Here is a 12,693-nt window from a genome sequence, read left to right as displayed (position 1 = left end):
ATTGATAATAATCGCCCCCTATATAAAGCGCACCACTAAACCGTCATTTTCCAACTAGATAACGCTAGCCAGTTCTCCATTTCCTTATAATCAGGCATGATCTTCCCGACAAGACGCCAGAAAGATCGATCATGATTTAAATGAACCATATGACACATTTCATGAACGACTACATAATCAATTACCCGCTGTGGTGCCATCGCTAACTTCCAATTGAATGTTAATTGCAGATTTGAATCACAAGTTCCCCACGTACGACTACTATCTGTAATACGAATAGAGCGCGGTTTTGTTTTGAAATTACTTTGATGCGCTTTAATACTCTTCTCCACTAATGACTTACACTGCTTATAGTAAAATCGTTTTAAAGCTTGCTGTATTTTCTCATCCTTTAGCTCTTTCACATAAATATGTAACTTATCTCCCTCAAATACTGCATTATCTTGCGTAATGCTTGCATCTTGAGAAATTTGTATCGGATACGTACTTCCTAAATATAGAAAGCCCTCGCCTTGATCGTAATCCTTTTCCTGTGGTCCACGCGCTCGCTCCGCCATTTCCTTACGTGTTGTCTGAATCCAATCCCACTTCTCTTCTAGCAACTGGACTAAGTATTCAACAGGTGTCCCTTTTGGAGCTTGCACTTCCACATTTCCGTACGAATCTACAAAAAGACGCACAGACTTTTTCTTTTTATAAGTTATATGAAAATGAATTGTCTCACCTAAATATGTATGTACCATTTCATCACCTAGTGTATTATTTTTACAAGTAAAAAAGAGTAGGATACAAACGTCCTACTCTACCTATTATATCATTTGCTGCTTTAACAAACTCATTACCCTCTATACTTTACACCTAATCCCTTAATGAAATTCCTTGCGTATCTATCGCCGCACTCTTTGTAATTTTTATGACCTTTTTTTCTTAATAGAGCGCCTAACTCTCCTTTTGTTACCGTAACGCCTACGCTATCTAATATATCAAGTACATCCTCACTCGTTAAAGATAGTGCGATTTTCATTTTCTTTAGAAGAAGGTTATTAGCACTTTCTTTGCTTTGTACAGGTGCCGGTTGCCCTGGTTTCGGATCTTGCTTACCTCTTTTTAAAGTAATAAATCCATTTAAAAATGCCTCTAACATCATCATATCGCATGTTTTTACGTACTCATCTTCTTCCACATCAGGGTTTTCAGGTTCGTGCTGAGGCGCTCTCTTTATTTTTGTAAGCATATCAACTACGTCTTCTTTCGTTACTTCCATTCCGCCAAGTTTAAAAATTTCTACCATATCTATATCTTTTATATCTAAAGCATATCTTACTCTTTTTAATATATCGTTGTTGCTCATTGCCATTGGGTTTCCTCCTGAAATGTTGATTATTTATTCAGCAGTTAAAGTTTATCCTTTAATGTGCTTTAAACTATCATGTTTAATATAATTTTTTAGTTAATATCCGCTAAATTATTACTTTAACATTTTAGAGGTGTATTTTGTAGTCTTATCTGAATTAATACCTGTGTAGATTATACTAATCCACCCTAGAAATATACATTACTTTTTTATGAAGAAGTTAATTGTTAATAAGAAAAAAACACCCAATGTAAAATAGAGATATAAAATGCTATTAAATCAACATTTTACATCTCTATTTTTTAGCAAATAATTTTTGAAATAACCATATCAAATGTTACCATTAAAAACTTTAATTGCTTAATACTAAACTACAAAAAGATTCAATAATATTTTTATAAGCTAGCTAGTTATTTTATTAATCCATATTCCTCTAACATATGTAATAAACTTGTATTAATTACATACATTCCATCTTCATCTTTTAATTTATTACATTGCTTATCACATAATATTTTGTACTTTTCTTCTTCCTCATAGTCTAATCCTTCTAATAAATATTCTAATTTAGCATTGTGCATTTTCAATAAAATATTAGCTTGGTTGGAGTCTATAGTATGTATCTGGCCAATACAGGAGCTAGAATCGACCAATCGTTTATATCCACTAGTTCCTCCTACTCTTCTCTTTAAAACATCTATATGCACTGTAGAGTCATTAAATAATGGATCTGCTAGAGAATGAATATGTTTAAAGGATTCTATCATTGGATAATTTAAAAAAAGCTTTCCCCTTTCAGTAGAATCAGAAAAATTATCCAATAACACTTTTAATTTCAGAGCGTCAAATTGTGGGTCATGTGGATCAAAATCAAATATTAAAATTATATCGCTAAAATCTGCTTCATTTAATAGGTTTTCTTCATCTAAATCAAAATATTCATTTAAAAATAGTGGGATATCAATAAATTCAAATTCAATATTCCCATCACTATCAGGATAATCTTTTTTCAATCTATTGTAAAAGGCATAAATATTCGTCTTATATGCTATAATTTCTATATTATCTATTCCGTACAAACTATAAAGATGTTGAAATAAGTCTTTTTCTACTTTTTCACCTTCTACTAATAACAAAATTTTAGATTTCTCCACAATAGCTTTCTCTCCTTCTTAATTAAACTCGCCGCTTTGATATAATTTTTCTAAATTATGTCCTTGCCTTAATTCTCTTAATGTCGCATCTGCAATTGCCTTTATCGTATTCGGCATCATGAGTAAATAACAATCTGGACGCATAAACTTATTATTCATTAAGTCTGTATTATGAGTAGTTACAAGTATTTGACAATCGCTTTGTGTCTTAATTTTTTGTAGTATTTTTTCTGCTAATTCGAAATGAAAATTAGCATCAAATTCATCTATAAAGAGAAACTTTATTTTATTTAAATTTTTTATTATTAAATATATACCGGTTAATGCTTTTGTTCCACTTGAAGCATTACTTATAAAATCAATAGGACGATTATAATCAAAGTATAACTTCTTCTCACCTTCTGGAGTTATATCAACTTTTAATTTAATTTTCAATCCACAATCATTTAAGAATTCCTCAAAATCCTCAACTAAACCAGCTTCTATAATATTATTGATTACTCCCTTATCGACTACGACCCTAGGGCCTCTGAACTGGACAACATTATCTAAGGGTCTTAAAATTGCCATTCCTTCTATAAAATTACTTAATTCCTTTAAAATAATTAATTTATTTAATTTAGCATTTGTCAAAATATATCTCAAAATTGTTATTTCATTATCCCATTCCTCAAAATTCAAATGCTTAAGTTCATCATAATTTGTTAAATTATTTAGTTCTCCATCTTGAGATTCAAAATTAAAAGCATATAAAATTTCATTATTTATTCTTAAACTTTCGCATTTAAGCTCCGTACTTGATCTTTTTTCATAAATATACTCTATTTCCTTATTTTCAATAACAAATGTATATTCAAATCGAGCAAACTTCCTTGTACTATTTGCATTTAAGAAACTAATATCATTATTTTGTGCTCTTTCATTTGGAAGAATGGTATATCTAATATCAATTAAAGCTTGACCTAAATTCGTTTTTCCAACAGCATTCCTTCCATACATTATAGCTTTATTTATAAGTCCACCCTTAATACATTCCTCATTAAATTTATAATCTCTAACATTTGAAAAATCTATTGTAATCGGCTCATCAAACGCTCTATAATTAGAAACAGTAAATTTTTTCAGCATCCTCTTCACTCCCGTAATTTTTTTACGACACATTACTCATTATATGATAACAAAAAGAATCATATACATCTAATAAAAAATCTAACCTTAACCGGATTAATTCTTGGTAACTCATATTAAATTGGTATATCGTCCCCATTTAAATTACAAATATAAAAAAGGCAACTTTCACAAAGGAAAATTGCCTCATCCTAAAATCAAACCGTACAATTCATGTGCAAGATTTGTATATCTTTCAAAAGCTAAACCGTCTCACTATCCTGAGCCACACCAACACTTGCCTCAAACTTATCCAACAAAGCACGCACCTCATCCGTCGACTTCGTACTCATCAATTGATTTCTCAATTCAGCAGCTCCAGGGAAGCCTTTTACATAAATTTTGAAGAAGCGATGTAGTCCTGTGATGGAGCGTGGTAATACTTCTGCATATTGATCTTGAAGATCAAGTTGTAGTCTTAAAAGATCTAGGTGCTCTTTACTGCTATGCTCTCTTGGCTCTTTTTCAAAAGCAAATGGATTTTTGAAGATGCCTCGTCCGATCATTACGCCATCAATGCCGTATTTTTCAGCAAGTTCCAGCCCCATTTTACGATCAAGAATGTCCCCATTGATTGTTATTAACGTATTTGGTGCGATACGGTCACGTAATTTTTTAATTTCCGGAATTAGTTCCCAATGCGCATCTACTTGGCTCATTTCTTCTCTTGTGCGTAAATGAATAGAAAGGTTTGCAATATCTTGTTTGAAAATGTGAGTTAACCAATCTTCCCACTCGCTTAACTCTTTAAAGCCAAGTCTTGTTTTTACACTGACAGGTAGTCCGCCCGCTTTTGCTGCTTGGATAAGTTCTGCTGCAACGTCTGGACGTAGAATAAGGCCACTACCTTTTCCTCTTGATGCAACGTTCGGAACTGGGCAACCCATGTTAATATCGATACCTTTAAATCCTAGCTCTGCCATACCGATACTCATTTGACGGAAGTATTCAGGATTGTCTCCCCAAATATGTGCTACCATCGGTTGTTCATCTTCTGTAAAAATCAAACGGCCACGTACACTTTTCATACCTTCTGGATGGCAATAGCTATCCGAGTTTGTAAACTCTGTGAAGAATACGTCCGGACGACCTGCTTCACTTACTACGTGACGGAAAACAACGTCTGTCACATCTTCCATTGGTGCAAGTACGAAAAATGGTCGTGGTAATTCACGCCAAAAATTATCTATCATTTCAAATTCAAATCCTCTCACTATGAATACAATTTCAAAATATAAAGCCAAATAGCAGCAGTACATTTGGACACTTATATTTTGCGAAAATCAGCAATATTTATTTTAACTAAAATCATTGCTAAATGGTATCTTTATAAACCAAAAAGCAGGTGGTATAGATTTTTTCTATATCAACTGCTTTTCTATTATACCAACTCCAATCCGAACCACATACACCCTCCACATGTGCAGGATGTATGTGGGGGGTGCTAGTGGGTTTATTACAATCTTAAGACCCTTTTCTTTCAGATAACATACTTTACCAAAACAAAAGTTGCCGCTCCAAAGGAACTTGAAACTGAATAAAATAAGTACACATAAGTTGATTTGATTCGTTTTATCTTAACCTTTTGAGTGTTATATCATCTCACTTCCCCTGTCACATCAACACTATTTTCCAAATTCATCAAGAAATGCACGCACTTCATCAATTGATTTCTTAATTCACCAGCTCCATGGAATCCTTTGATATAAAACTTGAAAAAGCGATGAAGCCCTGTGATAGAATGTGGCAGTGCTTCACCATTTTGCTCTTTTGACTCTTTTGGCTCTTTTTCAAAAGCAAACGGATTTTTAAAAAATATCTCGCCCAATCATAACGCCATCCTATCAATTGGCAGCGAGACTCTCTCCTACCTTACTTTCAAACAAGATTCCACCAATTGGCTTATTTTGTTTTTGTTGCTTCGCATCACCCTGCTTGAACATATCAAATAATAAGAATGACTGCTCCTTCCAGCTAAATGAACCATTACGGCAACACTTATTTCTTCTATTAGTATAATCACCTAATTTGTCTTCAAATGAGCTCCACCAAGCCTCATCATATGTGTCTTTGCCAATCATCTCCATTCTTCGGCCAAGCTCCGAACCATTATTTTTCAGAATGGTATCAAAAGCACCCAATGTTAGTTCCTTATTTTTCGCATCTTTTAAAGCAATTCTATCTCTTCCTTTTCCGACTCCTTTAACCTTATAATTTGGGAAGATTTCTTTTAAACTCACTGTAAAGCAATCCTTCATTTGCAATTCCATTGCCTTGCAGAAAAGAATTGCACAACATGATGCATCCAACTGATCATTCAATTTGTATACCGGCTCTAGCAAGAAGAAAAGTTTCATGCCAAGAAGCAGATTTTCTTTAACCTTTACAGAGAAACCATCCAAATCTTTCATATCATTAAATCCAAACCTTTCAAGTTGCTCTGTAGATAACTCTGTCTTAAGAAACTCCTCATTTAAACCTTTAATCAGCCCCGAAGTATCAACACTATAATCAACGACACCATTCTCAGCCCCTATTTCCATTACTGAAAATGAAGTTACTGGCGGTAATCCTCTCGAAGCCTCAACTAAAGCCTTCTGCAATTCTTGCTCTGACAAATCATCTTCAAGAATTGCCTTGATTTCCTTTATAGCTAATGTATCCATTATTTCCTTTGCCATGCTGACACATGTAGAAGATTTCCAAGCATCTTCATCACCAATCACATATAGACGAAATTTAGCACGTGTAGCTGCAACATTTACAATGTTTTTATTTACCCATCGTATTGCACCTTTAGCGCCTTCGCTTGTATCGCAACCAAGAAGGAAAATAACCTCTTCAGCCTCTTTACCCTGGAAAGTATGAACTGTTCCAATCTTCTTCCGATCATTTTCAAGAATATAGTCACTGTTAATCTTTGTAGTACCGCTATTCTTATCGCAATATTTTTTAATATAGTCCTTTATCCCAGAAACAACAGTTGTAAATGGACTAATAATATAAATACTCGGATCAGGATTCTTAGAAAATGCTATCTCTAATAGTTCACAGACCTTTTGTCCCTGAGCTTCAACAAAATGATTCTTATTACCTTTCTCGGAACCTTTAACATTAATCCACTGCGATTTGTCATAGATGAATTTTTTTGCCTTTTCTGGTTTTGGCAACCTTGTCTGCTGTTTCATAATACCGTTGTAAGATATCTCATTTGAAACATCATACATCGGTGAAATGCAACGTCTATGTACCAACAAAGGACATCCAACCCATTCTGGATAATCAGTCCCGTTGTCTAAGTAGGTTCCAAAGGTATTTAAACGATCTGCAAATCCCTGAACAGAAAGAGACTTTTTCTTGTATTGCTTTAATGCCTCATCACTATACGCTTTTTTCAGAAGCATCAAATCATCTGTGACAACTGGCTCAACCTGTTTAGGATCTCCAACAATCACAGCACTACGGCTTCTATATAAAGCACCCAATGCCATTTGCGGCTGAGCTTGACCTGCCTCATCAACAACCAGCATACCTATAACCCCAGGTTGCTTCACATCCCTTAAAAAAGTACCAACAGATGCAAATGTGGATGAAAGCACAGGTACTAATAAAAATAGTGTTTGGAATAAAGCCGGAATCAAAGCCTCCTTGTCTTCTTTATGGAAAATAATTCTTTCGTTCTCATCTCCTGCTTTTAATCCCCAGTAATAAGACAAAGTAACAAAGTTATCCCTGCAGTGATTAGAAGATACAACAAACTCCTTATTCATCCGCATAGCATAACCAAATAATTTTTCTCTTTCACGATTATACCTTTGCGTAAACCATGGATTTGAAACCTGTGCAATTGTTGATTCATCTACATCATTCGATAACAAATGCCTTACAAATTCTTCGTCTATTATCAGACCTGTATCTACAGCATCTGTCCCTGTAAATTTAGCAATTTCGGACTCATACCCTTTCTTAAAACTTTCTAATTTAGTATGGGCTTTCGATATCGTTGACTCACAATCCACAATCTTCTTTTCTTCTGCAGAAATAGTTTTTGAATAACTATTAATCTCCTCTTTTAGTTCATCATATTCTCGCTGTGTCTGATTATAAAGAACTTCTGCCTGCTTGGAAGTCTCTGTAAGCTGTTTTATTTCTGAATCCAATGAACTCACTTGATCCCTCTGATTCTCAGATTCTTTCCTATATTCATCTGCCAATTTCATGGTAGCTTCATATTTAGCCTTATTGAGAAATTTTTTCCATAAAGGCATTGAATTTCTTGTGCATACTTCTTTTTCCAAAAATTCTTTTATTTTTGACTTAGCAGTTTTCAATTCTCTTTTTTTATTGCTGAGTTCCTCATCTACTTGACGAAATGCAATTTTACAAGAAACTGCTTTTGTACGATGTTTTTCTTCTCTGGCAATTAATTCAGTTATTCCTTTTTTTGTACTTTCAATTTTTTCCCTACTTGCTTGAATTAACGCATTACAGCTTTCAACAGTTTCATACACCTCTCGTTCTGCTGCTACTTTCTGCGCAAATAAATTTCCTGCCTTTCTAAGAGTATTCTGCATATCTCTTACAACTTTAAGCTGTTCTTCAAATTTCTTTTTTGAATCCTTATATGATTTAACCCTATCTGGAGCCATATCCTTATTTTTATAAAAGTCACGTCCTAATGGATAAAGCACATGATTGTAAAAATTACTTAGATTGGATTTCTTTCCTAATGATGCTGCAACTAATCCCCATGCCTCACTATTCTCTAGGAGATTCTGTGCATACTTTGTAAAATAAACGTCCTTATAGGACTCACCTTGATAAGGAGTTTCCATCACTTTCGATTCAGCAGGATCAAAAAGCTTTCCAACCTCTGCAAGCATATTCCTTAATTCTTCAGGATCATCATCTAACGGTGCCAAATCACCAACCATACCCTTAGGGAGTTCTTTAGAAATATTTTCAACAGCCGCATTATTACAGGATGTTACCAACATACTAAAGTTATTTATCGCGTCATTTTTCAAACTATACCAATGCCGTGTATATGTAGAATATGCATTTTCTTCTCTTTCTCCATGAATAAAATCATGTTGCATAAAAGCATCGTTAGGGTCATCATACTTTGATAATAAAATAGCCCTCTCTATAATATTACTTACAACGATTTCCTTAAGAAGTGTTGTCTTTCCAGTACCTGGAGGGCCATTTACCGAAAATACCTTGCCATTTATCTCATATAGATTAGACGTACCTTTACCTATAGCTAAATTAACTGCCATTTGCTGCATAAACGCAGGCATAAATCTTGAAGGCCACTTTCCTACAGGTGCATTTTCAACTGATAAAATCTCGTTAATCTGACTTAGATACTCCTGCTCTCCTTGCTCCTTTGGATCTACCAAATCGATTCGATTATTCTTGGTCGTATCCTCGTCTTCTAATACAGTAACGTATTTAAGGATGTCACTTCCCATGTATCCCTCTTTAACTAAAGCTCCACTTCGATGCCTCTCGATAACAAGCTTTATATCATCTGAATAATAATCATGACTTAATCCAGAATAGTTATCATCCTCCTTTTTCTCTTTTGTAGTCTCGTCTGCAAATAATTGGAAACTGATACCATAAATCTCTTCATAGGCATCCTTATCATCTTCTGTATTCTGAATGTTTCCTTTAATATATTTTTTCTCTACTTCTTCATATAAATCATGCAGCTTTCTAAGAGAAATAGCACTCGCAGAAAATATCTGTAGTTTTTCTTCCTCATCAGCATTCTGATCAGAAGCATTTATTTCCCGCTTTTCCCCCTCGTTATTGTTTGCATTTAATGTAGATTCTTTATTAAAGAACTTTTTTTCAAGTTTTTCCTTTGCATCGTTATATAGTTTGTCATCTAGAGAATCGGAGATATTCCCCTTTGCATTTTCAATCTGATTTAGAGCCCAGATTATTGTGGATAAGGACAAGGAATGCTCTACATAGTTTCCATCCGGAGAAAGTTGCAAACTAACCCATGCAATCTTGTCCGAGCTTTTTTCCGGTCTATTTTCATCCTCTGGATCAAATGGTAAAATTTTCGAAATGCACTCAATACACTTCTCCCTTTTTACCTTGCCTATATAAATGGTCAGATTTCCCCATTTTTTCATTCCACAAGCATAGGCCTCTTTCGAAAGTACTTCATATAAGTCTTCATTACCACTTAATGATATGAAATGGGATATTGTTTTATTTTTATTTGTCCCAAGGCGCACCTTTTTTTTGTGGATCTCGATTCTATTTCGCACATCCCGGCTTTCAGGATATGAGTCCTGTGATAGGAATTCTAATGCAAACCAATAGTCTAATACCTTTTCAGCCAAATTACCCTTCCCCATATATCCTCCCTCTATAAACTAATAGTTTTCTTAAAAATACTCCTGCTTTCTCAGTTTTTCGCATTGATTTATATATTAATGGCAAAAGACCTGTAGATGATAATTGAATTTCTTGAAATATTTAAGTAGTAGGGAAGTGGAAATAGAGTTCACCGACTTTCCTTTTAATGGTAAAATTAATATTTATTACAATTGCCCAAGTGAATGTCCACATGGCTCACAGCGGTATACCCTCCAATGTCTCGCAGATTCAATGCTCATATATTCTTTCGTTCAAGCTATCATCATAAGGTGTATGTCAGAAATCTCCTATGTAGGTGCGGTGCCTGTAAGGATTAATTTTGCTAATTTGGACCCCTCTTTGATGCCTTGTAATTCCCAAAGAATTATGCACCTCTAATATTATTAGAACTTTTCCCTTCCAAAATTTATCTATTATTTTTTTCATGGAATGGTTATGTTTTTTTCTGCCGGTGGAGGAACTGCCGAAACAAAATAAACTTCCAGGAGGAACATAAAATCAGCCAAAACCATTCCACCTTCAAATACAATCCGGAACAATACTGAACGAGCTATCAATCGTTTAAAGCTAAGGGGCTTCGTTCCCTGATGGAGAAGATCATTGTAAGAATGAAGGCAACGTCCGGTGGGCTAGTTGCCTTTCTTTAAAATGAGTTTCGAGATACATTCCACGTGAATAGTATGCAGGAACATATCAACAGGTTGTACTTCCTGTATTTTATATCCACCTTCTTCTAGTACTTTTAAGTCGCATGCTAATGTTGCTAGGTTACATGATACATATACGACGCCCTTTGGCTTCATTTCTATAATCGTGTTTAGACTTCTTTATTTTTGCTGAATTTTGAAGTAGGGGCTTACTGCCCGTAAATAGCGTGACAAACCAAAAAGCAGATGATATAGATTTTCCTATATCATCTGCTTTCCTATTATACTAACTTAAGCCAAGCCACACACTCCACATGCGTCGTATGCGGGAACATATCAACAGGTTGTACTTCCTGCGTTTTATATCCGCCTTCTTCTAGTACTTTTAAATCACGTGCTAATGTTGCTGGGTTACATGATACGTATACGACGCGGTTTGGCTTCATGTCGATGATTGTATTTAGTAATGCTTCGTCACAGCCTTTACGCGGTGGGTCTACGACCATTGTGTCGGCGATTACACCTTCTTTGTACCATTTTGGAATGACTACTTCTGCTTCTCCTACGCCAAATTCAGCGTTTGTCATGTTGTTTAGTGCTGCGTTTCGGTTTGCGTCTTCGATTGCTTCTGGGACGATTTCAACGCCGTACACTTTTTTCGCTTTTTGCGCTAGGAATAACGAGATTGATCCGATTCCGCAATAGGCATCAATTACTGTTTCGTTACCGTTTAATTTTGCGTATTCTAACGTTTTATCGTATAGCACTTTCGTTTGTTCTGGATTTACTTGATAGAATGAACGTGCTGAAATCGCAAATTTAATGTCACCGATAAAGTCATAAATATATTCTGATCCGTATAATACTGTCGTTTTGTCTCCGAAAATTACGTTTGTACGCTTCGTATTTACGTTTTGAACAATCGATTTTACTTCTGGGAATTTCGCTGCAATTTCTTCAATAATTGCTTTTTTGTTCGGCAATTCTGCTGTACGTGTAATGAAGACAAGCATAATTTCTCCTGTTACTTGCCCGTAACGAGCCATTACGTGACGAAGTGTTCCTTTGTTACGCTCTTCGTTGTACGCAGTGATACCGTGCTTTTCACAAATACGTTTTACTTCTTGGATTAATGTATCGTTTTCTTCAGCCTGAATTAAGCATGATTCCATATTAATGATGTCATGCGTTCCTTGGCGATAGAAACCAGCTACAAGTCCGCCTTCACGTTCTCCGATTGGTACTTGTGCTTTATTGCGGTACACCCACGGATTTTGCATGCCAAGTACAGGATGAACAGGAACATCACCTAGTCCTCCAATGCGCTGCATAACGTCACGTACTTGCTTTTCTTTCGCCTGTAATTGTCCCTCATATGATAAGTGCTGAAGCTGACAACCGCCGCACTGATTATATACTGGGCATTCAGCATCTTTACGATATGAGCTTTCTGTATGAAGTTTCATTAAACGACCAAATGCAAAGTTTTTCTTCACTTTAATAATTTTAATTTGCGCTTCTTCACCTGGTAATCCGTTTTTAACGAAAATAGGATAGCCCTTTACTTTCGCAACACCGGCACCATCATGTGTTAAATCTTCAAATATTACATCTATAAACTCGTTTTTCTCAACTGGTGGCGTCATTTTAGTACTCATTTTCCGACCTCTCTTTTTCATAACACTGCGTTACATTTTATCATACTTATATGGTCTTTTTCTATTGGAAGAAAAAAAGCTATTGACGATACTTCTCTGTTAATGTTACGCTACTACTAATTTAATACGGACGATGTTACCTCATATATACTTGATAATATGGATCGAGAGTTTCTACCCGGCAACCTTAAATTGCTGGACTATGGGGAAAACTAATGAATATTAGCCTATGCGCAAAAAAGGACTCATATTGATTAGCTTTCTCTCATAGATGAAAGTGAATCCATATGGGTCTTTTTTTATTTTTC

The 12,693-nt window shown here is 35.0% G+C and carries 7 protein-coding genes, 2 pseudogenes and 1 riboswitch; all 9 genes and pseudogenes read right to left on the bottom strand.

All coding sequences use genetic code 11. The features are described from left to right. Window positions 1-35 precede the first annotated feature (35 nt). Window positions 36-743, bottom strand: a complete 708-nt coding sequence (locus AC3EMB_RS01940) for a M48 family metallopeptidase (RefSeq protein WP_488517423.1) — start codon at window positions 741-743, stop codon at window positions 36-38. Window positions 744-838: 95 nt separating this feature from the next. Then, window positions 839-1,357, bottom strand: coding sequence for a YehS family protein (locus AC3EMB_RS01935; protein ID WP_488517422.1), 519 nt, complete (start codon window positions 1,355-1,357; stop codon window positions 839-841). A gap of 407 nt (window positions 1,358-1,764) precedes the next feature. Further along, window positions 1,765-2,508, bottom strand: a complete 744-nt coding sequence (locus AC3EMB_RS01930; RefSeq protein ID WP_488517421.1) for a hypothetical protein — start codon at window positions 2,506-2,508, stop codon at window positions 1,765-1,767. Window positions 2,509-2,526: 18 nt separating this feature from the next. After that, window positions 2,527-3,636 carry an AAA family ATPase gene (locus AC3EMB_RS01925; protein WP_017762744.1) on the bottom strand — a complete coding sequence of 370 codons (1,110 nt, stop codon included), beginning with the start codon at window positions 3,634-3,636 and terminating at the stop codon, window positions 2,527-2,529. Between the two features lie 242 nt (window positions 3,637-3,878). Then, on the bottom strand, window positions 3,879-4,868 hold the full coding sequence (locus AC3EMB_RS01920) for a tRNA dihydrouridine synthase (protein WP_488517420.1): 990 nt from the start codon (window positions 4,866-4,868) through the stop codon (window positions 3,879-3,881). Window positions 4,869-5,272: 404 nt separating this feature from the next. Next, window positions 5,273-5,516, bottom strand: a pseudogene (locus AC3EMB_RS01915) (tRNA-dihydrouridine synthase); the annotation flags it as partial. A 3-nt stretch (window positions 5,517-5,519) separates the two neighbouring features. Continuing rightward, window positions 5,520-10,058, bottom strand: coding sequence for an AAA domain-containing protein (locus AC3EMB_RS01910; protein WP_488517419.1), 4,539 nt, complete (start codon window positions 10,056-10,058; stop codon window positions 5,520-5,522). 651 nt (window positions 10,059-10,709) lie between these two features. Continuing rightward, window positions 10,710-10,901: pseudogene (locus AC3EMB_RS01905) on the bottom strand (23S rRNA (uracil(1939)-C(5))-methyltransferase RlmD); the annotation flags it as partial. 107 nt (window positions 10,902-11,008) lie between these two features. Further along, window positions 11,009-12,385, bottom strand: coding sequence for a 23S rRNA (uracil(1939)-C(5))-methyltransferase RlmD (gene rlmD, locus AC3EMB_RS01900; RefSeq protein ID WP_488517418.1), 1,377 nt, complete (start codon window positions 12,383-12,385; stop codon window positions 11,009-11,011). 121 nt (window positions 12,386-12,506) lie between these two features. After that, window positions 12,507-12,608: riboswitch (purine riboswitch) on the top strand. Window positions 12,609-12,693 lie beyond the last annotated feature (85 nt).

This window comes from Bacillus sp. LQ16, assembly GCF_057784645.1.
The sequence above is the reverse complement of the archived record's forward strand: the minus strand, read 5'-3'. Positions and strand labels throughout refer to the sequence as shown.